22 protein-coding genes are annotated in these 23,786 nt (G+C 64.1%); 8 read left to right on the top strand and 14 right to left on the bottom strand.

All coding sequences use genetic code 11. The features are described 5' to 3' along the window. Window positions 1–254: 254 nt before the first annotated feature. The 6 genes from hflC to VWZ87_RS12085 form a co-directional block, all read right to left on the bottom strand. On the bottom strand, window positions 255–1,145 hold the full coding sequence (gene hflC / locus VWZ87_RS12110; RefSeq protein ID WP_340546129.1) for a protease modulator HflC: 891 nt from the start codon (window positions 1,143–1,145) through the stop codon (window positions 255–257). Continuing rightward, window positions 1,145–2,299, bottom strand: a complete 1,155-nt coding sequence (gene hflK, locus VWZ87_RS12105) for an FtsH protease activity modulator HflK (protein ID WP_061049028.1) — start codon at window positions 2,297–2,299, stop codon at window positions 1,145–1,147. Before hflK ends, hflC begins: the two co-directional genes overlap by 1 nt. A gap of 68 nt (window positions 2,300–2,367) precedes the next feature. After that, window positions 2,368–3,723 (bottom strand): glutathione-disulfide reductase, encoded by a 1,356-nt coding sequence (gene gor / locus VWZ87_RS12100; RefSeq protein ID WP_340546130.1) that lies wholly within the window; start codon window positions 3,721–3,723, stop codon window positions 2,368–2,370. A 150-nt stretch (window positions 3,724–3,873) separates the two neighbouring features. Next, complete coding sequence (locus VWZ87_RS12095; protein ID WP_416535056.1) at window positions 3,874–4,386, bottom strand: AAA family ATPase; 513 nt, start codon at window positions 4,384–4,386, stop codon at window positions 3,874–3,876. Window positions 4,387–4,425: 39 nt separating this feature from the next. After that, complete coding sequence (gene rpiA, locus VWZ87_RS12090; protein ID WP_340546131.1) at window positions 4,426–5,214, bottom strand: ribose-5-phosphate isomerase RpiA; 789 nt, start codon at window positions 5,212–5,214, stop codon at window positions 4,426–4,428. 176 nt (window positions 5,215–5,390) lie between these two features. Beyond that, entirely contained in the window at window positions 5,391–5,783 is a 393-nt protein-coding gene (locus VWZ87_RS12085; protein WP_416535055.1) for a hypothetical protein, read from the bottom strand. Between the two features lie 200 nt (window positions 5,784–5,983). On the opposite strand from VWZ87_RS12085, the gene VWZ87_RS12080 reads away from it, so the two are divergent. The 3 genes from VWZ87_RS12080 to VWZ87_RS12070 all read left to right on the top strand — a co-directional run bounded on the left by VWZ87_RS12080 (window position 5,984) and on the right by VWZ87_RS12070 (window position 9,160). After that, window positions 5,984–6,715: a glutathione S-transferase family protein gene (locus VWZ87_RS12080; protein WP_416535054.1), complete on the top strand. Its 732-nt coding sequence runs from the start codon at window positions 5,984–5,986 to the stop codon at window positions 6,713–6,715. Further along, the gene (locus VWZ87_RS12075) at window positions 6,715–8,088 is read left to right on the top strand and encodes an L-serine ammonia-lyase (RefSeq protein ID WP_416535053.1); all 1,374 of its coding nucleotides are present in this window, start codon (window positions 6,715–6,717) and stop codon (window positions 8,086–8,088) included. Before VWZ87_RS12080 ends, VWZ87_RS12075 begins: the two co-directional genes overlap by 1 nt. Window positions 8,089–8,197: 109 nt before the next feature. Continuing rightward, window positions 8,198–9,160, top strand: coding sequence for a DMT family transporter (locus VWZ87_RS12070; RefSeq protein WP_340546135.1), 963 nt, complete (start codon window positions 8,198–8,200; stop codon window positions 9,158–9,160). Window positions 9,161–9,170: 10 nt separating this feature from the next. Here VWZ87_RS12070 and VWZ87_RS12065 read toward each other — a convergent pair whose 3' ends face one another. Continuing rightward, the gene (locus VWZ87_RS12065; RefSeq protein ID WP_416535052.1) at window positions 9,171–9,833 is read right to left on the bottom strand and encodes a thiamine diphosphokinase; all 663 of its coding nucleotides are present in this window, start codon (window positions 9,831–9,833) and stop codon (window positions 9,171–9,173) included. Window positions 9,834–9,972: 139 nt separating this feature from the next. Here VWZ87_RS12065 and VWZ87_RS12060 point away from each other — a divergent pair, with 139 nt between their 5' ends. Next, the gene (locus VWZ87_RS12060; RefSeq protein ID WP_416535051.1) at window positions 9,973–12,288 is read left to right on the top strand and encodes a chemotaxis protein CheA; all 2,316 of its coding nucleotides are present in this window, start codon (window positions 9,973–9,975) and stop codon (window positions 12,286–12,288) included. A gap of 170 nt (window positions 12,289–12,458) precedes the next feature. Here the strand turns inward: VWZ87_RS12060 and VWZ87_RS12055 are convergent, their stop codons facing one another. From VWZ87_RS12055 to nthA, 5 genes are all read right to left on the bottom strand, one after another. Beyond that, window positions 12,459–12,704, bottom strand: coding sequence for a DUF2842 domain-containing protein (locus VWZ87_RS12055; protein ID WP_340546138.1), 246 nt, complete (start codon window positions 12,702–12,704; stop codon window positions 12,459–12,461). Next, window positions 12,704–14,017: an adenylosuccinate synthase gene (locus tag VWZ87_RS12050; RefSeq protein WP_416535050.1), complete on the bottom strand. Its 1,314-nt coding sequence runs from the start codon at window positions 14,015–14,017 to the stop codon at window positions 12,704–12,706. The genes VWZ87_RS12055 and VWZ87_RS12050 overlap by 1 nt, the downstream gene beginning before the upstream one ends. 648 nt (window positions 14,018–14,665) lie before the next feature. Next, window positions 14,666–15,007, bottom strand: coding sequence for a nitrile hydratase accessory protein (locus tag VWZ87_RS12045; RefSeq protein ID WP_416535049.1), 342 nt, complete (start codon window positions 15,005–15,007; stop codon window positions 14,666–14,668). Next, entirely contained in the window at window positions 15,004–15,732 is a 729-nt protein-coding gene (gene nthB / locus VWZ87_RS12040; protein WP_416535048.1) for a nitrile hydratase subunit beta, read from the bottom strand. Before nthB ends, VWZ87_RS12045 begins: the two co-directional genes overlap by 4 nt. Beyond that, the gene (gene nthA / locus VWZ87_RS12035) at window positions 15,729–16,355 is read right to left on the bottom strand and encodes a nitrile hydratase subunit alpha (RefSeq protein WP_416535047.1); all 627 of its coding nucleotides are present in this window, start codon (window positions 16,353–16,355) and stop codon (window positions 15,729–15,731) included. The genes nthB and nthA overlap by 4 nt, the downstream gene beginning before the upstream one ends. A 245-nt stretch (window positions 16,356–16,600) precedes the next feature. Here nthA and secG point away from each other — a divergent pair, with 245 nt between their 5' ends. The 3 genes from secG to VWZ87_RS12020 all read left to right on the top strand — a co-directional run bounded on the left by secG (window position 16,601) and on the right by VWZ87_RS12020 (window position 20,021). After that, entirely contained in the window at window positions 16,601–16,963 is a 363-nt protein-coding gene (gene secG / locus VWZ87_RS12030) for a preprotein translocase subunit SecG (RefSeq protein ID WP_340546143.1), read from the top strand. A 262-nt stretch (window positions 16,964–17,225) separates the two neighbouring features. Then, window positions 17,226–18,869, top strand: a complete 1,644-nt coding sequence (locus VWZ87_RS12025; protein ID WP_340546144.1) for a CTP synthase — start codon at window positions 17,226–17,228, stop codon at window positions 18,867–18,869. A gap of 249 nt (window positions 18,870–19,118) precedes the next feature. Then, window positions 19,119–20,021 carry a fructose bisphosphate aldolase gene (locus tag VWZ87_RS12020; protein ID WP_416535046.1) on the top strand — a complete coding sequence of 301 codons (903 nt, stop codon included), beginning with the start codon at window positions 19,119–19,121 and terminating at the stop codon, window positions 20,019–20,021. 103 nt (window positions 20,022–20,124) lie between these two features. Here VWZ87_RS12020 and VWZ87_RS12015 read toward each other — a convergent pair whose 3' ends face one another. Then, entirely contained in the window at window positions 20,125–20,910 is a 786-nt protein-coding gene (locus VWZ87_RS12015; RefSeq protein WP_416535045.1) for a crotonase/enoyl-CoA hydratase family protein, read from the bottom strand. A 127-nt stretch (window positions 20,911–21,037) separates the two neighbouring features. On the opposite strand from VWZ87_RS12015, the gene VWZ87_RS12010 reads away from it, so the two are divergent. Further along, complete coding sequence (locus tag VWZ87_RS12010) at window positions 21,038–22,147, top strand: pyridoxal phosphate-dependent aminotransferase (RefSeq protein WP_416535044.1); 1,110 nt, start codon at window positions 21,038–21,040, stop codon at window positions 22,145–22,147. Between the two features lie 24 nt (window positions 22,148–22,171). On the opposite strand, the gene VWZ87_RS12005 is transcribed toward VWZ87_RS12010, so the two are convergent. Then, window positions 22,172–23,428 carry a pyridoxal-phosphate-dependent aminotransferase family protein gene (locus tag VWZ87_RS12005; protein WP_340546148.1) on the bottom strand — a complete coding sequence of 419 codons (1,257 nt, stop codon included), beginning with the start codon at window positions 23,426–23,428 and terminating at the stop codon, window positions 22,172–22,174. Window positions 23,429–23,786 lie beyond the last annotated feature (358 nt).

Genomic DNA, 23,786 nt, shown 5'->3' with positions numbered 1-23,786 from the left:
AAACTACTCCTTAGTTGTCGCCATATTCCATATCCTGCGGCGGGCCTGGGCGGGTGGGCGCCTCTGGATCCGCTGCGGGTCATGGGCGTTAATGTAGTCTTTCCAAGAACCGTCACAACGAATGTTGCACGTATTCAATTCGAAGTGAAACCCGGTGAGCTGCCGCCGGGGAAGCTTTTACAGAAAAGGGGCCAGCCTCACGGCCAGCCCCTGTCTGATGTCTCGTCAATCCACGCAAAGCTTCTGCGGGCCGATCATTGCTGCGCAGCCGCTGCCGGTTTGCCGCTTGAGGATTTCAGATAGTTGAAAAACTCATTGTTCGGCGACAGCACCATGGTGGAGTTCCCGGCCTGCAACGAGGTCGCATAGGCATTGAGCGAACGGTAGAATTCAAAGAACTCCGGGTCCGCGCCATACGCCTGCGCAAAGATCGCGTTGCGTTCGGCGTCCGCTTCACCGCGGATGATCTCCGCTTCGCGCTGCGCATCTGAGACCAGCTCAACCACGGTCCGGTCAGCCTGCGCCCGGATCCGCTGGGCGGCCTCGTTACCACGGGCACGCTCATCGGTCGCTTCGCGCACACGCTCCGCCCGCATCCGCTCAAAGGTCGCGTCGAGGTTTTCGGTGGGCAGGTCGGTCCGCTTCAGCCGCACGTCGATGATGGTGATCCCCAATGAACGGGCATCGCTGATAGCCCCGTTGCGGATCCGCAGCATCAGCGCCGCCCGGTCCGAGGACAGGATATCGTTTGAGCTGACAGAGCCGAGGATCTCACGGGTTTGCGCCCGCAGGATCGAGTCCAGCCTGTTTTCAGCCGTTGCGATACCACCGGCACCCACCGCCTGACGGAACCGGTTCACATCGGTGATCCGATAGCGGGCAAAGGCATCGACCACCAGACGGCGGTCATCCGACGGGGTGATTTCCAGCGGGTCGATATCCCGGCTCAGAATGCGGTCGTCATAACGCACCACTTCCTGGATCAGCGGGATCTTGAACGCCAGCCCCGGCTCTTCCTTGACCGAGACAACCCGGCCGAACTGCAGAACCAGCGCCTTTTCGCGCTCGTCGACGATGAACACCGACGACAGTGCCGTGATCGCCACAATCACCAGCGCGGGCAGCAAGAGAGTTGATTTACGCATCAGTTGCTTCCTCCACGGCGCAGTTCATTAAGCGGCAGATATGGCACCACGCCCTGTCCTTCGCCGGTTTGCTCATCCAGGATGATCTTGTCGACGCGGCTCAGCACCTTCTCCATGGTCTCGATATAAAGACGCTTGCGGGTCACATCCGGGGCCTTTTCATATTCGGTCAGAACCGCAGAGAAACGGCTGGCTTCACCCTGGGCTTCGTTCACGACACGTGCACGATACCCTTCGGCTTTCTCCAGCAGTTCCGCCGCCTGACCACGGGCCTCGGCCAGCGCGTTGTTGGCATAGGCATCCGCTTCGTTCTGGCGCCGGTCACGTTCCTGTTCAGCCGCCTGAACATCCCGGAACGCCGCGATCACCGATGCGGGCGGGTCGGCCTTGTCAAAGTTCACCCGGATGATGTTGATCCCACTGTCATAGTCATCCAGCGTGAACTGGATCAGGTCCTGCAAACGCGAGGCAATCGCGCCCCGGTCCCGGTTCAGGATCGGCGCCAGCTCGGACTGGGCGATAATCTCGCGCATTGCCGATTCCGACACCGCGCGGATCGTGGTGCGGGCATCGCGCAGGTTGAACAGGTATTTCGCCGGATCATTGATGTTCCAGACCACCTGAAAGTCGATATCGACGATGTTCTCGTCGCCGGTCAGCATCAGCCCTGCATCGGAGCTGATACCGCCACCGACGCCAATGTCTTCGGTCTGTTCACGGGTCACCGGCAGGATTTCCTTGGTCACCAGCGGCCAGGGCGCGAAGTTCAGGCCCGGCTGCCCGGTTGCGGAATACTCCCCAAGGAACAGCTCAACCGACTGTTCTTCCGGCTTCACCGTGTAAAAGCTGGCAAAAGCCCAGAAGCCAACCGCAGCCAGCGCGCCCAGCGCAAGGGTGCCCTTGGTCAGCTGCGGGCCACCGCCGCCGCCAGCACCACCGCGACCGCCGCCGCCGGTGCCACCACCGCGACCGCCCATCAGAACGCGCAGCTGCTCCTGGCCTTTCTTGACCAGCTCGTCGATCTCGGGGATCTGACCTTCATCAGGACGACGTCCGCCGCCCCGGTTGTCGTCACCGCCCTGGTTGTTGCCTCTGTTGCCTGAGCCGCCAGAAGAGCCGCCGCCCCCCCAGGGGCCACCATTATTGCCCGCCATATGTGTCCAATCCCTATCTTGCCGCCCATCGCGGCTTGGTGTTCTACCTGTGTGTTCTGCCTGAAAAATCAAGCCGTCCGCACCGGTGTCTTCATCGTGACCAGCTCTTCCGACATCGTCGGATGCACCGCCACGGTGCGATCAAAGTCTTCTTTTGTTGCGCCCATTTTTACGGCGATACCAGCCAGCTGGATCATTTCACCCGCGCCGGGGGCGACAATATGACATCCCAGCACCTTGCGCGTCGCCTTGGAGACGATCAGCTTCATCAGCACCCGCTGCGCCCGCCCGGCAAAGGCCTGCTGCATCGGCTTGAAGGAGGTCGCATAGACCTCGATCTCCTCCTGCTCTGCCGCCGCTTCCTCGCTCAGCCCCACGGTGCCCATTTCCGGCTGGGTGAAGATCGCCGTCGGAATAAGGTCATGGTCCGGGCTGGTCGGATTGCCGTTGAACACCGTCTCGACAAAGGCCATGCCCTCGCGGATGGCGACCGGTGTCAGGTTCACCCGGTTGGTCACATCCCCCACCGCATAGATCGAGGGCACGCCAGTCTGGCTGTACTGGTCAACCACGATGGCGCCCGCGCGATCACGGGCAACGCCCAGATCCTCCAGGCCGAGGTTGTCGGCATTGGGGCTGCGTCCGGTGGCGAACATCACCTGATCGAACAGGTTCTCATCGCCATTGGTCGCTTTCACCCAGATCTTGTCGCCTTCTTTGCGCATCTCCAGCACATTGGTGCCCAGATGCAGATCAATACCGGACTGGCACATCTCTTCGGAGATCAGCCCGCGTGCCTCATCATCAAAGCCGCGCAGGATCTGCGCACCGCGATAATACTGCGTGGTCTTGACCCCCAGCCCGTTCATGATGCCGGCGAATTCGCAGGCGATATAGCCACCGCCGACAATCAGCATGGTTTCGGGCAGTTTCTCCAGATGGAAGATCTCATTCGAGGTGATCGCCAGCTCCGAGCCGGGGAACTCCGGCGTGATCGGCCAGCCACCGGTGGCAATCAGGATATGTTTTGCCGTCTTGCGGGTGCCATCGGCCAGTTCGACCGTATGGGCATCCGCCAGTTTGGCACGCTGATCAAAGGTCTCGACCTCGTTGTTCTTCAGGATGTTCCGATAGATCCCTTCCAGCCGGTCCAGCTCGGCGTGCAGTTTGGTCTTGAACCGATCCCAGTCAAAGCTGCCGGGCGACAGATCCCAGCCATAGGCCTGCGCGTCCTCGACCATCCCTGCGTATTCGCTGGCAAACACCATCAGCTTCTTCGGCACACAGCCCCGGATCACACAGGTGCCGCCGTAACGGTCTTCCTCGGCCAGCGCCACCTTCACGCCCTGCTGCGCAGCCACCCGCGCAGCACGCACCCCACCGGAGCCGCCGCCGATAACAAAGAGATCGTAATCAAAGCTCATATAAGTCGCCCTTCTCATATCTTGCGCGAGGTATCCCATAGCGCAGAGGTAATTGCCAGTCTCGCAGGTGGGGACACTGCGCCCTGATTGTTATGCCCAGGGGCGGTTTAGTCGCGAAACCGTGAAAAGCGCGTGAAGAGACCGGCCGGATCACTCAGCAGCGCGATGTATCACCAGATTAAACCCCTCCGGTGGAGTTGGCGGGGCAAAATAGCTACTGAAAAGGTGAAACTGCGCTTCGGTTGCTGCAAAGGGGTGTTTTCCCCCGGCGTTGCGCAGCCGCAGACGCTCCAGACAGATATCATCGGGGACATCCAGCAGATGCAGCTGATGGGCGGCGCCGGTCTGATCCAGCAGATCCCGCATCCAGGCGCGGGTGTCGATCGTATTTGCAGGGAAATCCAGCACAACCGAGATCCCGGCCTTCAGCAGCGATGCAACATGCGGCGCCATGACAGCACGCAGCTTTGCCGCGCAGCGCATGTAATCCGCAGGTAACGCCATCTGATCGGCGAACAGACCGTGCAGCCAGTTATCCTCTGCCAGCAGGACAGTCGCGGGTTCCGCTGCCAGACGCGAGGCCAGCGTGGATTTTCCAGCCGCGATCTTTCCGCAGAGCAGGTGAAGCATGGGCGCCGAAGGTTTCGCTTGGGATTGAGTCATGGTTACCGCCGATCAGGACAAAACAAAGCTGCTTTCACCTCAATCCATCAGATCCGTGAACAGATTCTCGGTCTCGACAAAATCCAGCCGGTCGATTTCCACCGTACCCTCATTGATGTCGCGCACCTCGACCCTGCCATCGCCATAGCCGACCACCACGGTGTCACAGATATCGACGAACAGCCCGTTCTCGACCACGCCGGGGATCTGGTTCAGCACCAGCGCCATCTGCCGCACATTGCCGATCCGGTTGAGATGCAGATCCAGAATATGGTTGCCCTCATCGGTCACCAGCGCCGCATCGCCGTTCATCCGCAGCGTTGTCTTGCGGCCCATCACGTCCATCGCCACCAGTGTCTCCTCCAGCAGCGCCTGCGTGGTCTGCCAGCCAAAGGGGATCACCTCCACCGGCAAGGGAAAGGCGCCGAGCGTCTCGACTTCCTTGGCCTTGTCGGCGATCACCACCATCCGGTCCGAAGCGGTGGCGACGATCTTTTCCTGCAACAGCGCACCGCCGCCCCCCTTGATCAAGTTCAGATCCCGGTCGAACTCATCAGCGCCGTCAATGGTCAGATCCAGCCATTTCGCCTCATCCAGCGAGACCACCTCGATGCCCACTTCCAGCGCCAGCTCCGCCGTACGGCGCGAGGTCGGCACGCCCTTGATCCGCAGCCCGTCGGTCTGCACCATCTCACCCAGACAACGCACCAGCCAGGCCGCCGTCGACCCGGTCCCGAGACCAACCCGCATCCCGTCCTCGACCATCTCCGCTGCCCGTTTGGCGGCAACGAACTTGGCCTTGTCGATAGGCGATAGTTCTCCTGTCATGGCAGCATCTCCCTGAAGCTATCTTCTGGTGGTATAAGCCTAATCCGCCCCCGGCGCGAGAGGCCAGCGCCCGCGCGCACGATTTCGCAACACGGGCATAAAATGCAGTTCCAGAATACGGGCAGAAAAACGGGCATGATACTTGGCAGGATATTTGGCCAGATAATCGTGGCAGGTCAGCGCGATGTGCTCAGGATCTCGGCAAGCGTCGCGTATTCCTGCCGGTAGTCGAAGGATCCGAACTGCCCGCCGATCCGCACCGCCAGATAGAACAGCACACTCAACAGCAGGGCCGTCGGCACCGTCACCAGCGCCAGGGGCCAGCGCTGTGTCACCGCGTCATGCAGCATCGCGAAAAAGAACTTCCAGTCGCAGCGCGCCCGGTCCCAGCGATCACCGCCCACCGCATAGCCGAAATCATGGTGCCGCCAGCTGGCATCGCAGAAAAACCAGCTTGCGGTGTCGGTAATCAGCGCCCGCAGGCGATCCGGCAGCCAATAGGGGCCAACCCCATTGCCGAACCGCAGTTTCTGGGCCTCTGTCAGGTCATCAAAAGAAGGGCGCGACATCCGCTCTCACCTGTTTATCCTTGCAGCCAATTCCGCATATTGCGCCGCACAGTAGGATCACGGATATCGGGAATTCAACCGTCCGGCGCATCATTCGCGCCGCCACCTGTGCCAGCTTCTGCGCAAACTGCGTGTTTCCTATTGGAAACGTCGGAAACGGGCGTTACCCATGGCGGCGGAGATCTTAGAATGGTTCCACGATGGACAAGTATCGCCTGCATTACGCCCCCGACAATGCCTCGCTGGTGATCCGGCTGGCGCTGGAAGAGATGGGCCTCAGCTATGACACCGCGCTGGTCGACCGCCGCGCCGGTGCGCAGAATGGCGCTGCCTATCGTGCGCTCAACCCCACCGGGCTGATCCCGGTGCTGGAGACCCCCGACGGTGCGATCTTTGAAACCGCCGCCATCCTGCTGTGGCTGGGCGACACACACCCCGAGACGGCGCTGGTGCCTGCCCCCGACAGCCCGCAGCGCGCCGCCTTCCTGAAGTGGCTGTTTCATGCCTCCAACACGCTTCATGCCGATCTGCGCATGTTGTTCTATCCTGAAAAATACATCGGTGCGGCGCCGGACGACCAGCGTCGGCTTCAGGCCATGCTAAAGGTCCGCATCGCGACGCATCTGCGCAATCTGGACGCCGCCTGCGCAACCGCGCCGACCTTGTTCATCGGCCCCTCCGCCAGCGATGATCGCGCCGGTCCCAGCGCACTTGCGCTCTATCTGGCCTGCATGATGCGCTGGATGGCGCTCTATCCGCGCAACAGCGACCGCAGCTGGTTCCGGCTGAGCGACACCCCGGACCTCGCCCGGCTGCTCTCCCGGCTTGAGACCCGCGCCAGCACAGTTACTGCCGCCATCGCCGAAGGCCTTGGCCCGACCCCGTTTACACAGCCACATCTCGCGCAGCCGCCAGAAGGATCAGCGACCTAATGTTTCTCTCCGTCTTCGACATGTTCAAAGTGGGCATTGGCCCGTCCTCCTCTCACACGATGGGGCCGATGGTGGCCGCCGCGAAGTTTCTGGACCTGATGCGCGCCTCGCCCTTCGACTTTCACGGGCTGCGCGCCTCGCTGCATGGCTCGCTTGCCTTCACCGGTGTCGGCCATGCCACCGACCGCGCCACCATCCTCGGGCTTGGCGGTTTTGTCGCTCATGACTATGACGACGCCAAAGCCGAGGCCTTTCTGGCGGAGCTGGACAAGACCCATAAAATGCACCCCGAGGGTCTGGGCGCGCTGCATTTCGACCCCAAGGCCGACATGATCTTCGATTATGATCACGCCCTGCCGGGCCACGCCAACGGCATGATCCTGATGGCCACCGATGCCCAGGGCGACGTGATCCTGAAACAGGTCTACTACTCCATTGGCGGCGGCTTTGTCCTCACCGAGGAAGAGCTGGCCGCAGGCAAGGCCACCGACGAAGGCGATCCGGTCCCCTACCCGTTCAAATCCGCAGCCGAAATGCTGGAGATGGCCAAGGCCAGCGGCAAATCCATCGCCCAGATGAAACGCGCCAACGAAATCGCGCGCGGCTGCGAAGAGAGCCTTACCAAAGGCACCGCCCGCATCTGGCAGGTGATGAACGACTGTATCAACCGCGGACTGGAGCGCGACGGCATCCTGCCCGGCGGCCTCAAGGTGCGCCGCCGCGCCAAGGGCATTCACGATGCGCTGCTGGCTGAACGCGGCATGAACATCAACGCGCCGCACACCATCAATGACTGGATGAGCGTCTATGCGATGGCGGTGAACGAGGAAAACGCCGCCGGCGGTCAGGTCGTGACCGCCCCCACCAATGGCGCCGCAGGCACCCTGCCGGCGGTGATCCGCTACTATCTCGACCACGTACCGGGCGCGTCCGAATCCCATGTTGAGGATTTCCTGCTGACCGCCGCCGCCATTGCCGGGCTGGTCAAATACAACGCGTCCATTTCCGGCGCCGAGGCCGGCTGCCAGGCAGAGGTTGGCTCCGCCGCCGCGATGTCGGCCGCAGGTCTCTGTGCGGTGATGGGCGGCACGCCTGAGCAGGTGGAAAACGCTGCCGAGATCGCGCTGGAGCATCACCTCGGCATGACCTGCGATCCGGTCAAAGGCCTGGTCCAGGTCCCCTGCATCGAGCGCAACGGCCTCGCGGCGATCAAGGCGGTCTCCGCCGCGTCGCTGGCCCTGCGCGGCGACGGCCAGCACTTCGTGCCGCTGGACGCCTGTATCGAGACCATGCGCCAGACCGGCGCCGACATGCACGACAAATACAAGGAAACCTCCCTCGGCGGCCTCGCCGTGAACGTGCCGAACTGCTGAACCATAATCCCACAGGATCGGGCCCATAGCGGCCCGGTCCACGCAGGGGTTTCGCAGCCGGGTTCAACCCCTACTTGCATCCCCCCGCCACCACGCCTAGCGTGGCGTTATGACTCATGACCGCCCCTCACTAGGCATCCTGCTCATGCTCGGCTTCTGTATCGTCGCCCCCTTGGGTGACGCGGTGGCCAAACTGCTGGGCGCTCATATCCCCTTGGGGCAGCTGCTGTTTGTCCGCTTTGCCGCGCAGGTCCTGCTGCTGGTGCCGCTGATCTGGGCCACCGGGCGCCTGTGGCGGATGCGGGGCCGCGTGCTCTGGCTTACCTTCCTGCGCACGCTGCTGCATATCGCGGGCATCGGCGCGATGTTCACCGGCCTCAAATACCTGCCGCTTGCGGATGCGGTGGCCATCGCCTTTGTGATGCCCTTCATCATGCTGCTGCTGGGCAAATACGTACTTGGCGAAGAGGTCGGCATGATGCGCCTCTTGGCCTGCATCGTCGGTTTTGGCGGCACGCTTCTGGTCATTCAGCCCAGCTTTGCCGCCGTTGGCCTGCATGCGCTCTGGCCCCTGATGGTCGCCGTGGTCTTTGCCCTGTTCATGCTGGTCACCCGCCAGATCGCCAAGGACACCGATCCGGTTGGCCTTCAGGCGGTCTCCGGCACCATGGCCTGTGTCATGCTGCTGCCGGTGCTGCTGCTGGGACAGGTCACGGACATCCCCGCCCTGTCGCTGGTGACGCCGAGCGCCGAACAATGGGGGCTGCTGGCCGCCATCGGCAGCCTCGGCACCGCCGCCCATCTGCTGATGACCTGGAGCCTGCGTTACGCGCCTGCCGCGACTCTCGCCTCGATGCAATATCTGGAGATTCCGGTGGCCGCGCTGTTTGGCTGGTGGATCTTTGCCGACCTGCCCAATGGCATTGCCGCCCTAGGGATTGTGATCACCGTTGCGGCCGGTCTCTTCGTGATCCTGCGCGAGCGTCAGATCCAATCCCGCAAGAGTGCTGCCGAGCGGGCTGCGCTGCTCACCCGCGACCCGCCCATCGCGCCGGAACAGCCGGCCGTCTGACCCGCCAGCCTCAGCCAGCAGCCAGCGCACCCACCACCACGCCCAGCCGCGCCCGTGGCAGGATCACCAGCAGCCCCGGCCCATCGGCCCGGATCCGCACCGGCCCCGTCGCCCGGTTGGAGGTCCCGACCCGCGCCATCGGATCCAGCTGCAAGCCCTCGATGGGCCATTCCAGCCCCTCCGACCAGCCGCTCACCCGCTGCATCGGAAACAGCGAGACCACCTCCCCCGCCACCAGCGGCAGGGCGATCTCGCCGCGCAGATGAAACACCACCTCCTGCGGCCCCAGCAGCACGCAGGGGCTGGGATGTGGCTGCATCAGCGTATTGAACCCGGCCAGCTGATGATCAATCCGCCCGCCCAGAAACCCGACCCCCAGCACCACCGGCGCAGAGATCGCGCGCAGCGCCTTGTCGAAATCCGTCGTGGTCTGCTCGGCCACATGGTGCAGCGTGCCGGGGGCGAGCTGCGCCTGCACATCCGCCGACAGCGAATCCAGATCGCCAATGACGGCGACCGGCCGATGCCCCGCCGCCAGCGCATGGGCTGCGCCGCCATCCGCCGCCACCAGCACCGGTGCCAGCGCCAGCGCCGCCTCCAGATCCCCGGGATCCACCGCGCCCGCCCCGACCAGGGTTACCGGCTCAAACCGTTCAACAATCAGCTCTTTCATGCTGGGATTACTCGCAGAAAAGGAAACAGACCACAATGTGGACACAAAATGATACGATCAATTGCACGGATTCGGGCGCAATTTGACCCCCTGGGCGGTCAACGTAGACGGCACTGACTTTGGCGAGGACACCTATCCGATGGTACAGAACAATAAGGTTTTGACAGTCTCCTACGGGACTTTTTCCTGCACATTGGAGGGGTTCGACGATTCTTTCGGCACGATGAAGGCCATTGCGGAGTATTTCCGCGATCTGGCCTCCGATGACCGCTACTTCGGGGCCGAACCGCCGCAGCCGGACGCCGAAATGCTGGCGCGCATCGCCCAGCGTGAGGTCGCCCGCCAGGTCGAGGCGCGCACCAGCGCCGAGGGCATCCACCTGCGCGCCGCCACCCTGCCGCCGCCGCAACAGACCGCACCGCCGCAGAGCGCAACACCGCCCCGCCCCGCTGCCCAGCAGGCCAGCGAAGAGACCTCGCAGCATCGCGCCACCGGCGCCCTCGCCGCCCCTGCTGCCCCGGCCCCTGTCAGCGCTGCCGAACCGACAGACCCCTTCGCCCGCACCGCCCCGGCCAGCGCACCCAAAGCCCGCGCGCCGCTGTCGGAGCCCTCGGCGACGCCTGTGGCTGAGGTGAAGTTGCAGCCGGTCCAGCAGACCGTACCCACCTCTGCCGCCGCCAAAATCGCCGCAGCCCCGGCAGCCGCTGCCGCCTCGGCCCTCGCGGCCCAGGATGCCCCAGACGATAGCGGTACGGCCGCCACGGCCGGTGCCGAGACCAACGCCGAAAGCATCGCCGCCAAGCTGCGCCGCATCCGCGCTGTTGTGGCCAAGACCCCGGTTGATGAGTTCACCGAAGACCAGCACGCCGAACAGGCCCGCGAAGAGGCGGTCAAGGAAATCACAAACGCGCTCTCCGCCGATCACGATGCCGTCGACGCTCCGCGCGCCGCAGATGGCCAGATCGCAGCGCAGGAGCTCGACGAAAACGACGAGGATGACGCCGCCATCGCCGCCGCGCTGAACCGGCTCGACCTCGGCAACACCCCGTCAGTTCCTGCCACACCCAGCGTGCCCAACGTCCCCGAAGGCGCCGAAGAATTCTTCGCCGACAGCAGCAGCGCCACGGATGATACCGAGGCCGACAGCCTTGAGGACGATCTCGACGAGAGGGTCGCGCCCCTGTCGGAAACTGCCCAGCCACAGCCTGCGAAGGCAGAGGTCCAGCAGGCAGAGGTCCAGCAGGCCGAGCGCGCCCCGGAAGAAACCTCAAAGAGCGAGACCGCCGCCGAGACCCCAGCCGCGCCCGAAACCGCCGCGCCACGCAAACGTGGCCGCGTGCTGCGGATCAAGCGCCGCGATATCGAAGGGGCCATGGCCGATGGCACGCTGGAAAAACTCGACGACACCGCCGCCGCGACTGTGCCCGATACCCCTCCGGCGACACCCGCCGCCCCGGCGCCCGAGGCCGCCGAAACATCCGAGGCCCGACCAGAGACCCGGCTAGAGACCCGCACGGGTGCAGCGCCCAAAGCCGACCCAGAAGCCCGCAGCAGCCTCTCACCCGATGACGAGGCCGAACTGCTGGCCGAACTCGCCGCCGTCGAGGCCGATCTGCTGGGCAGCGATGATGATGAGGCCTTCTTTGACGACGAGGATGACGAGGACGAGGACAGCGCCGCACCGGCCGCAGCTGTGCGCGCCTCGCCTCGCACTGACGCACCGCTCAACAGCGCCGCAGAGGCCGCCGCCGCCGTGGCGCCCGGCTCCCGACGCGGCGCCACCAGCACCGCCGACAGCGATATCGCCCGTCTGATGGCCGCCGCTGACGAACGCCTGGAAGACCCCGAAAACACCACCTCGCGCGAAACCTACAGCCAGCTGCGCGCGGTCATGGCTGCGGCCTCGACCGAGCGCTCCGCCGGTGGCGCGCTGGAGGCCGAGGACGACGCCCAGGTCTACCGTGACGATCTGGCCAGCGTGGTGCGCCCGCGCCGCCCCGAATCCCGCGAGACCGCCGACCAGCGGCCCGCCAAACCGGCGAGCCGCCCCGCACCGCTGCAACTGGTGCAGGAACAGCGCATCGACGACAGCGCCGCCGCCCCCGTGCGCCCGCGCCGGGTCTCCGCCGCCGTGCTGGCCGAAGAGGCCCCGCGCAACAGCGGCAGCGAAGGCGGCTTTGCGGCCTATGCTGCGAAATCCGGCGCCGTGGAACTGGCCGAACTTCTCGAAGCCGCCGCCGCCTACATGAGCTTTGTCGAAGGCCGCGATCACTTCTCGCGTCCGCAGCTGATGAACAAGGTCCGCGATGTCGATGGCACCGACTTCAACCGCGAGGACGGGCTGCGCAGCTTTGGCCAGCTCCTGCGCGAGGGCAAGATCGAACGCGCCGACAATGGCCGCTTCACCGCCTCCGGCCAGATCGGCTTCCAGCCTGGCAACCGCGCCGCAGGCTGATCCCCGACCCAGATGACACAAAAAAAGGCGGCCCCCAAAGGCCGCCTTTTTAGATTGAGACCAGCCCGGCGTGACACTGCCGACCTGTCATCTTTCCCGAAATACTCCGGGGTGAATTGACCGTCAGGTCAAGAGGGGCAGCGCCCCTCCCCGGCTGTCATCCCGGCGCCTCAGCCCTGATCCTGATCCGCATCATCCGGATCCGCCTTGCCGACACCGCGAAAGACGAATTTGAACGGCAGAATCCACAGGACACCCAGCAGCACATAGACAATCAGCTCAACCAGCAGCGACGGCCGGTCCAGCCAGCTGATCACATTGACCGCCAGCACGATATAGACCGGCATGCCAATCAACAGGATCACCAGCGCCCAGCGCCGCCGCGCCTTATAGCTCAGACCACCCTCGCCCGACATCAGTCGGCAAAGGGATCGGTCACCAGAATGGTGTCGTCCCGCTCCGGGCTGGTGGACAAAAGCGCAACCGGGCAGTCGATCAGCTCTTCCACGCGCTTCACGTATTTGATCGCATTGGCGGGCAGGTCGTTCCAGCTGCGCGCGCCTTCGGTCGACTCGCTCCAGCCCGGCATCTCTTCATAGATGGGGGTGCAGCGCGCCTGCTGGTCGGCTGCGGTCGGCAGATAGTCCAGACGCGCGCCGTCCAGCTCATAGCCGACACAGATCTTCAGCGTCTCGAACCCGTCCAATACGTCCAGTTTGGTCAGCGAAATGCCGGTGATGCCGGAGGTGGCACAGGTCTGACGCACAAGGCAGGCATCAAACCAGCCACAGCGGCGCTGACGGCCGGTGGTGGTGCCGAATTCATGACCACGGGTGCCCAGACGCTCGCCATCCGCATCCGGGGTGCCGTCTTCCTTCAAAAGCTCGGTCGGGAACGGGCCTTCGCCCACACGGGTGGTATAGGCCTTCACGATGCCCAGCACATAGTCGATGGAGCCCGGACCAATGCCCACACCGGTTGCCGCCTGACCGGCAATCACGTTGGAGGAGGTCACAAACGGGTAGGTCCCGAAATCAATATCCAGAAGCGCACCCTGCGCCCCTTCAAACAGGATCCGCTTGCCCGCCTTGCGCTTTTCATTCAGCACTTTCCACACCGGCGCGGCAAAGGGCAGGATATCCTTGGCGATCTCTTTCAGCTGCGCGATCAGATCGTCGCGATCCACGGCCTCGATGCCCAGACCCTTGCGTAGCGGATCATGGTGCTGCAACGCACGATCAACACGCGCGACCAGGGTCGCCTCATCCGCCAGATCCGCGACACGGATCGCACGACGGCCCACCTTGTCCTCATAGGCAGGGCCGATGCCACGACCGGTGGTGCCGATCTTGGTGCCCTTGGAGGCCGCCTCTTCGCGCGCCCGGTCCAGCTCGCCATGCAGCGGCAGGATCAGCGGCGTGTTCTCCGCAATCATCAGCGTCTCGGGAGAGATATCCACGCCCTGGGCGCGCACGGTCTCGATCTCCTTCATCAGATGCCAGGGATCCAGCACCACGCCATTGCCAATGACCGAGAGCTTGCCGCCGCGCACCACGCCCGAGGGCAGCGCGTGCAGCTTGTAGACCTTGCTGTCGATCACCAGCGTATGACCGGCGTTATGGCCGCCTTGAAAACGCGCAATGACATCAGCGCGTTCGCTGAGCCAATCGACAATCTTGCCTTTACCTTCGTCACCCCATTGGGCGCCGACTACCACGACATTGGCCATCTCAGGTCCTCATGTATGCTGGTTGAAACCGACGCTCCGTATAACGAGACCGCGCAGACAGGGGAACCGGTTTTTCGTCGCAGGCGCGGGAATCCACGGCAAAGCCCCCTGCTGCGTGGCGAAAATGGACGATCAGGCCGCCGCGCAGCGCTATTGCGCGTGGAACGCCCGTCGCAGGGCCGTTGCGTCCGCAGCGCGCGCCCTCTTCACCCCTTCGGGATCAGGATATGTCAGTCTGGACGCGGATCGATCCCCCGCGTCAGGGTCACTTAAGCCCGGCGCACCCACACGCACAGGAGACCGGCCCCGATCCCATCGGGGGCGTGTCAGGATATCCTGCCTGCGCAGGCCCCATCCGGGCCTGTCCACCTCCACCGGCGGCGCCGCCATCCCTGTTTTTGGCACAGCGCGAGACCGCAACCGAGACGAGACAGACAAACAGACCGATAGACTGGGGCGGCGAAACAGAGACAGAAGGGACGCGAAACAGAAACAGAAGGGACACCCAGACCCGAACGACACAGACCCGAACGACCCAGACCCGGCGCGGATCTCCCCGCGCCGCGCCATCAGCCGTGGCGGTGGCGCCCCGAACCGGTGCAGCTGCGCCCGGCCCTCCGCAGACGATATTTCCGGCCACTCGCCCGACTAATCCGCAGGCAGCTCAACCGGCATGCCATGTGGCGTCGACAGATAGGCCGCCTCCCAGCGGGCGCGCATCCCCTCGGCATCGGCAGGGGCCACCCGGCCTGTCTCTGCCAGAAACATCTCCAGCGTCTCCAGCCAGACGGCAAAGTAATCCTCGCCCCCGTTCAGATCGCGCTCCAGCCCATGGCGGCGCAGGCTGGCAGAAAACCGCGTCACCCAGTCGCCCCAGGACAACGCCCCGCTTTCATTCAGATGCACCGTCAGCGCAAAGACCTGCGCATGCCACGGCTGTTCAAAGGCCGGTTCCGGGCGCTCTGCCACCGGCGTGTCAATTGTGCTCATGCCGGCTCCAGATAGCTTTGCCACAGGTCCAGAACCACCTCGTCGCGCGGATGCTCCGGCGCGCTCCACAGCTCGGCCGCCGGGAACACCACCGCATAAAGCGGCTCCGGCGCCTCCCCCAGACCATGTGCGGCACTGTCCGGCAGAATATGCGTCCCATGCAGGCGCAGCACGCGACCGCTGGCGCCCACTGCATAGCCGGGCAATCGGGTGTGACCGCCCGCCACCAGCCGGTTGCCACCGGGGCGGCGACAGCGCACCGCATCGCCGGGGGCAAAGACCACCGGCACATCAGAGGGCCGGTCCGCCGGCCCGCCCTTGGCGAGGGTTGCGGCCACATCCGATGCCTTCAGCGCACGGGCAGCGAGCGGATGCGGGGCCTCGGCCTCTGCGCCCGTGCCGTCTTTCTGACGCCCCCCTGCCTCGGCTGTCGCCAGATCCGCGCGGCTCAGCACACCCTTTTCCACCAACAGCGTCGCCAGTCCGGCCAGCCATTTCTCGTAGTAGGAAAACCGCGTGTAATCCTTCGGTGCCAGCCGCTCGCGGGCGTGGCGCGAGGTGTCGATATTCCACTGCCCCAGCGCGCCGCAGGCCAGCGTCACCGCCAGGGCACGGGCGTGCCAGTCTTCGGCAAAGACCTCTTCGGTAAAGACCGGGGCATCCTCAGCCTCGGGCACCACCGGCCCGTCCCCGAATCGCCCGCCCATGTCATGCAGCCTGCTCATGTCGCTGCCCCCTCGGGCAGCTGTGCCAGACCGGTGCCGATCATGCTGTCGCGGCTGACCAGCGCCGCCAGCGCGTCCTCGCTCAGCCCCTCACTGCCCGCAGGCCGCATCGGCAGCACCAGATAACGGACCTCAGCGGTGGAATCCCAGACCCGCACCGCGGTGCCGTCGGGCAGGCTCACGCCGAATTCCGCCAACACCTTGCGCGGCTCGCGTACCGCTCGGGCGCGGTAGGCGTCGGATTTGTACCAGCCCGGCGGGATCCCCAGCAAAGGCCAGGGGTAACAGCTGCATAAGGTGCAGACGACCATGTTATGCTGCTGCGCAGTGTTCTCGACCACCACCATATGTTCACCCTGACGGCCATAATACCCAAGCTCCGCCAGCACCGGATCGGCATCAGCCAGCAGACGCGCCCGAAACTCAGGATCAGCCCAGGCCCGCGCCACCACGCGGGCGCCATTGGCCGGGCCGATACGGTTCTGATAGGTATCGATAATTTCATCCAGCGCCGCCGGATCAATCAGCCCCTTTCGGGTCAGCACCGTCTCCAGCGCCTTGACGCGCAGGGCGGGGTCCGGGGGCAACAGGCTATGCGGGGCGTCTGCGTGATCATGAGGCATAGGGCGAGACTGCCCGCAGCGGCGCAAAGCTGTCCAGTCACAATCCGTCATGATCCCGATCACCAGCCGTGATGCCCGCGCGCAGCCGCGGCAGCCGGACCTCTCATGCGCCGTTTTCTGCGGATTTGATGCGCCCGAAACGCCGCAGGTCCGCCTTCTCCGCCCTTCGGCAAACTGAGCCCTTGCCCCTCAGAGCAATCTTCCCTATTTACCGCCCGATACTCAGCCAACCGCCGTAGGATCCTATGGAAAACGTCGTACTCATCATCCATCTTCTTCTGGCCCTGGGGCTGATTGCCGTTGTCCTCTTGCAGCGCTCCGAAGGCGGCGGCCTTGGCATGGGCGGCGGCGGCGGCGGGGCCATGTCCGGCCGTGCAGCAGCCACCGCGATGAGCAAGGTGACTTGGATCCTGGCCGTGGCCTTCATCGCCACATCCATCACGCTGACCATTCTGGCAGCACAGAAATCCGCAGGCTCTTCGGTTGCAGATCGCCTCTCGGCGCCTGCCGCAGAAGGCGCTGCCGACACACCCGACACCCCGCTGGGCAGCGACCTGCTGCCGCCGGTGCAGGGTGACAATGCACCGCTGGTTCCCAGCGCAGACTAATCCGGCCACCCGGCCCGGAGGACCCTCGGATCAGCCCGACAGCCAATTGCGCTTCGGGCAGATCCGGCAAGACCAGAGCGTCTGACGCGGGATTCGCGAGGATCCACTACACTTAGAATGAACAAAAGCAGCCGTAACAGCATCTTGCGGCTTGCTTGCGCATTTTGCGCGAATCCTTTATATGTAAAGCCCCGTGATGCTGCGGTTTCTGCAACCGCCGGGCAGCTGAATTCTGACTTCTCACGGGGGCAGCCGAACAGACATGGCGCGTTTCATTTTCATTACTGGCGGTGTTGTATCATCTCTGGGCAAAGGGCTGGCATCCGCCGCTCTTGGGGCACTTTTGCAGGCGCGCGGCTATTCCGTCCGACTGCGCAAACTGGACCCCTATCTAAACGTCGATCCGGGCACGATGAGCCCCTTCGAACATGGCGAGGTCTTCGTCACCGATGACGGTGCCGAAACCGATCTCGACCTCGGTCACTACGAACGTTTCACCGGCGTGGCCGCCCGCAAGACCGACTCGGTCTCCTCGGGCCGGATCTATTCCAACGTGCTGGAAAAGGAACGTCGCGGCGACTACCTCGGCAAGACCATTCAGGTCATTCCGCATGTGACCAATGAAATCAAAGACTTCATCTCCATCGGTGAAGATGAGGTTGATTTCATGCTCTGCGAAATCGGCGGCACCGTCGGCGACATCGAGGGGCTGCCCTTCTTTGAAGCGATCCGCCAGTTCGCCAATGACAAGGCGCGTGGCCAGTGTATCTTCATGCACCTGACCCTCCTGCCCTATATCAAGGCCTCCGGCGAGCTGAAGACCAAGCCGACCCAGCACTCGGTGAAGGAGCTGCGCTCCATCGGTCTGGCACCGGATATCCTGGTTTGCCGCTCCGAAGGGCCGATCCCGCACAAGGAACGCGAAAAACTGGCGCTGTTCTGCAATGTGCGCGCCGACAGCGTGATTGCCGCGCAGGATCTGAAGTCCATCTACGAGGCCCCGCTGGCCTATCACCGCGAAGGTCTCGATCAGGCGGTTCTGGATGCCTTTGGCATTGCGCCGGCCCCGAAACCCAATCTGACCCGCTGGGAAGATGTGGCCGATCGCATCTACAACCCCGAAGGCGAGGTCAAAATCGCCATCGTCGGCAAATACACCCAGCTGGAAGACGCCTATAAATCCATCGCCGAGGCGCTGACCCATGGCGGCATGTCCAACCGCGTGAAGGTAAAGATCGAATGGGTCGATGCCGAGCTGTTCGACAAGGAAGACGCCGCCCCCTACCTGCAAGGCTATAACGCCATTCTGGTGCCCGGCGGCTTTGGCGAGCGCGGCACCGAGGGCAAGATCAAGGCCGCGCAATATGCGCGCGAGCACAAGCTGCCCTATCTCGGCATCTGTCTGGGTATGCAGATGGCCGTCATCGAGGCTGCGCGCAATGTCGCGGGCATCGCGGAGGCAGGCTCCGAGGAATTCGACCATGAGGCAGGCAAGAAACGCTTTGAACCGGTGGTCTATCACCTGAAGGAATGGGTGCAGGGCAACCACACCGTGGCGCGCAAGGTCGATGACGACAAGGGCGGCACCATGCGTCTGGGCTCCTACAACGCCACGCTGGCCGAAGGCTCCAAGGTGGCTGAAGTCTATGGCACCACCCGGATCGAGGAACGCCACCGTCACCGCTATGAGGTGGACACCAAATACCGCGAGCAGCTGGAAGCCTGTGGCCTGAAATTCTCCGGCATGTCGCCGGATGGTCGCCTGCCGGAAATCGTCGAATGGACGGATCACCCGTGGTTCATCGGCGTACAGTTCCACCCCGAGCTGAAGTCGAAACCGTTTGAGCCGCACCCGCTGTTTGACGATTTCGTCCGCGCCGCCAAGGAAGCCTCGCGGCTGGTCTGACCGGCACAGCGCCCGACGCATCGGGCCTGACTGAAACACACCAAAAGGCAGACCACCCCGGTCTGCCTTTTTTGCGTGCGAACGCCTGACGGATATGCCTGCCTGCGATGTTTCGCCGAACCGCCGCCCGGTCGCGTCACTGTTAGCGGAGGCGTTAGCGCAACCACTTGATACAGATAGTTGTTTCCTACCGCAGGCGCGGTATAGACGATGCCAGACAGACAATCCCTTTTCGTGGAGACCCGACCTATGGCGCAAGAAACCTCGACCCAGACTGCTCAGCTCGATCGCATCGCAAACGGCAAGGGCTTCATTGCGGCGCTCGATCAGTCCGGCGGGTCAACCCCGAAGGCGCTGGCGCTTTATGGCGTGACCGAAGACGCCTACAGCAATGACGACGAGATGTTCGGCGAAATCCAGAAAATGCGTGCCCGCATCATCACCGCACCGGATTTCAACAGCGAAAAGATCCTCGGCGCGATCCTGTTTGAAAAAACCATGGATGCCGAAATCGACGGCATCCCGGTGCCTGCCTACCTGTGGGACAACTGCGGCGTTGTGCCTTTCCTCAAGGTCGACAAGGGCCTCGCGGATGAGGCGGACGACGCCCAGACCATGAAACCGATGCCCGATCTTGATCAGCTGCTGTCGCGCGCGGTACAGGCCGGGATTTTCGGCACCAAGATGCGCTCGGTGATCAAGGGCGCCAATGCCACCGGCATCAAGAACGTCGTCGGCCAGCAGTTCATCGTCGGCCGCCAGATTGCCGCTGCCGGTCTGCTGCCGATCATCGAACCCGAAGTGGACATCAACTCCGCCACCAAAGCCGAGGCGGAAACCCTGCTGAAGGCTGCGATTCTGGACGAGCTGAACGCCCTGCCCGCCGACACCAAAGTGGCGCTGAAACTGACCATCCCGACCGAGGCCGGTCTCTATGACGATCTCGCCGCCCATGCCAATGTGGTGCGCGTTGTTGCGCTGTCCGGCGGCTATACCACCGATGACGCCTGCGAGAAGCTGGCCAAGAACAGCACCATGATCGCCTCCTTCAGCCGCGCCCTGACCGAAGGTCTGAATGTCGCGATGAGCGACAGCGACTACAACGCAGCGCTTGGCTCCAACATCGACAAGATCTACCGCGCCTCGATCTGACGATCACGCCGCCCCTGACGGGGACAGACACCAAGGTAAAGAGCCGCGCCGGTCAGATCCCGGCGCGGCTCTCTTTCATTGCACTGACTGGCTGACGTCGGCCTCAGTCGAATTTAGGCGCGCGGTTCTGCATCTGGGCGGCGACCACTTCCATCTGCTCAGGCTTGCCGATCAGACCGACCTGAACACGGGATTCCTCCAGCAGCACCTCGGCGCGATCCGCGCTGGCCTCGGCCGTCTCGATCAGCGTTTTTGCCGCGCGGATGGCGGCGGGGCTTTGCCCGGCGATCACTGTCGCCAGTTCATGGGCGCGGGCGATGGGATCCTCGGCCAGCTCGGTGACCAGCCCCCAGTCCAGCGCCTGCGGCGCCGACACTTTCTCCGCCGTATAGGTCAGCCGCCGCAGCACATCGGAGCGCAGCAGCCGCGGCAAGAGCACCATGCCGCCCATATCCGGCACGATCCCCCATTTCATCTCCATCACTGAAAACCGCGCATCGGGTGCAGCAATGCGGATATCGGCCCCCAGCGCCAGTTGCAGACCGCCGCCAAAGGCCGCGCCGTTGATCGCCGCAATCACCGGCATCGGCAGGCGACGCCAGACCATTGCCACCTGCTGCACCTGATTGGCATCGCCATGAGAGCGGCTCATCAGCCACTCTGTCGGGTCTTTCATCCCCATCTGGGCAAAGCTCATCAGATCAAGGCCGGCGCAGAACGCCTTGCCCTCGCCCGAGAGCACAACCACCCGCGCCTTGCTGTCCATCAGGCTTTCGCCAGCGGCAATGATCTCTTCGATCATCTGGCTGTCCAGCGCGTTCATCTTGTCACCGCGGGTCAATGTCACCCGTGCAATATGGTCTTCGATCTCTACCGATACCCGTGCCATCTCGGCGCCCTCCTTCTTGGAATTTCCGTTGGCGGCAGACTGCCCCGGATCCCGGCAGTGATCCAGCGTAACGCCGGGGCAAAGCGACGCGCTTGCCCGGACGCACCGGATCACGTTATCTCAGCCCATGACACAGCCACGCTACACCCCGCTTGCCCACTCCCTCCCCGCCTCTGTCCCCTTTGTCGGGCCGGAAACCCAGGAGCGCCAGCGCGGCGCGCCCTTCACGGCGCGGCTGGGCGCCAATGAAAACATCTTTGGCCCCTCGCCCAAGGCGATTGCGGCCATGCAGGCCTCGCTGGGCGAAATCTGGAAATATGGCGACGCCGAGAGCCATGACCTGCGCGAGGCGCTGGCCGCGCATCACGGTGTTGCGCCCCAGAACATCATGATCGGCGAAGGTATCGACGGGCTGCTGGGCTATCTGGTGCGGCTGCTGATTGGCGAAGGCGATGCGGTGGTGACCTCGCTTGGCGCCTATCCGACCTTCAACTACCATGTCGCGGGCTTTGGCGGCGTGTTGCATACCGTCCCCTACAAGGACGACCACGAAGACCCCGCCGCGCTCTTTGCAAAGGCCGCCGAGGTGGATGCCAAGCTGGTCTACCTCGCCAATCCCGACAATCCGATGGGCAGCTGGCACAGCGGCGCCGATCTGCTGGCGGCGATGGGCGCCCTGCCAGAGGGCTGCCTGCTGCTGCTGGACGAGGCCTATATCGACTGCGCCCCCGAGGGCACTGCCCTGCCCATAGATATCGACGATCCCCGCGTGATCCGCACCCGGACGTTTTCCAAAGCCTATGGCATGGCCGGTGCGCGGGTGGGCTACGTGCTGGCAGAGGCCGGGCTGGTCAGCGCCTTCAACAAGGTGCGCAACCATTTCGGCATGAACCGCACCGCTCAGATCGGCGCATTGGCGGCCCTGCAGGATCAGGCGTGGCTGGCCGAGGTGCTGGGCCGCATTGCCACCGCACGCGACCGGATTGCGAAGATTGCCCGCGACAATGGGCTAACGCCCCTGCCCTCGGCCACCAATTTCGTGGCCATCGACTGTGGCAGTGACGGTGCCTTTGCCAAATCGGTGCTGGAGAGTCTGGTGGATCAGGGCGTGTTTGTGCGGATGCCCTTTGCGGCGCCGCAAAACCGCTGCATCCGGGTCAGCTGCGGGCCGGAGGATCAGCTGGACGCCTTTGCCCGCGCGCTGCCCCTCGCGCTGGAGCGGGCGCGCAACGGCTGAGGCTGCGTCAGGGGCTGCTGCGGATCACCCGCAGCAGCTGCCTCTCTCTGATGTGTCTGCAACAGATGCCGCGCCACCCCCGGCGATCACCTGTGAGGCCGCCTCCAGCGCGCCGGATCCATGCGGGATCTCCAGCGCCTTCAGACCGGCATCAACCCCGCCCAGCAGCCCCATGATCATCTGACCGTTCACATGGCCCATATGGCCCAGCCGCAGGAACCCGTGCCACTCCGGGCTGTTCGGCGGCGCCATGCCAAGGCCGATGCCCAGCGTCAGCCCAAGGGTCTGTTCCACCCAATTGCGCAGGCGCGTGCCGCGATCGCCGCCGATATGCAGCGATGTGACCGCGTTTGACCGCAAAGCGACCTCCTGCACATTCATCCGCAGCGGGCCACCTTCGCCCCAGCGGTCACAGGCCGCCCAGATCGCCTGCGCCAACAGGTGATGGCGCGCCCAGACGGCCTCCATCCCCTCACCGTGGATCAGATCCAGTGCGGCCCGCAGACCATAGAGGTGATGCGTGGGCGCGGTGCCGCCGAAATACTGGTAGAATTCCTCCGGGTTGGCGCGCGGCTGCCAGTCCCAATAGCGGCTGACCCGTGGCAGGCGGGCGCGGGCCTCCGCCGCCTTTGGCCCGAAGAAGACAAACCCCATGCCCGCAGGCACCATCAGCCCCTTCTGGCAGGCCGAGACCATCACATCCACGCCCCAGTCGTCCATCTCGAACCGGTCACAGCCAAGCGAGGCAATGCAGTCGACCATCAACAGCGCCGGGTGGCCGCAGGCATCCAGTGCCGCGCGCATTGCCGTCACATCATTGCGGATCGCGCTGGAGGTATCGACATGCACCGTCAGAACCGCCTTGATCCGATGGGCGGTATCGGCGGCGAGATGGCTGGAGATCTGGTCCATGTCCCAGGCCGAGCCGGTGCCGAAATACAAAAGCTCCACCTTGATGCCGAGCGCCTCCGCCATTTCCGACCAGCCAATGCCAAAACGGCCCGAGGCGGCGACAAGCACCGTGTCACCCGGCTGAAGGGTGTTCAGCAACGCCGCCTCCCACGCGCCGTGACCGTTGGAAATATAGATCGCCACATCATGATCGGTGCGCGCCACCCGGCGCAGGTCCGGGATCAGGGTTGCCGTCATCTCCACCAGTTCACCGGCGTAGATATTCGGCGACGGGCGGTGCATCGCCTGCAACACCGCATCCGGCATGACCGAGGGGCCGGGAATGGCCAGATATCCGCGTCCCGCGGCAAGGGAAACACCCGCTGTCATGCTGCACTCCTATGTTTATCTGGGCAAACTGTGACGCGCGTCTGCGGTGGCTGCAACCCCTTGCAACGGCGCCGCACGCGCATTTGACGCAGCGGTTTTTACCGCCGCCCAGAGCTGGCCCATCGGCTGCGAAACCCGCGCCATGCTTGCACCTTTTCCCCCAGCTGCTTAAATGGCTCAGGCCTGACGTGGATGTCAGCGCCAGAAAAAACCACATCGGTTGTGATCCTTGCCCCAGACTGACCCCAAGACGACGCCCCCATCCGCAACGCCGGACACGCCGGACGCCCCTGCGGTGGATGCCGCCCCCTCGCCCAGGCGGGCGGTGGCAGCCGCCACGGCAGAGGCCCCGGCCATC

The organism is Phaeobacter sp. JH20_37 (assembly GCF_048056015.1).
Taxonomy (GTDB): domain Bacteria; phylum Pseudomonadota; class Alphaproteobacteria; order Rhodobacterales; family Rhodobacteraceae; genus Phaeobacter; species Phaeobacter bryozoorum.
Note: the sequence above shows the minus strand (reverse complement) of the source record. Positions and strands in the feature narration are given on the sequence as shown.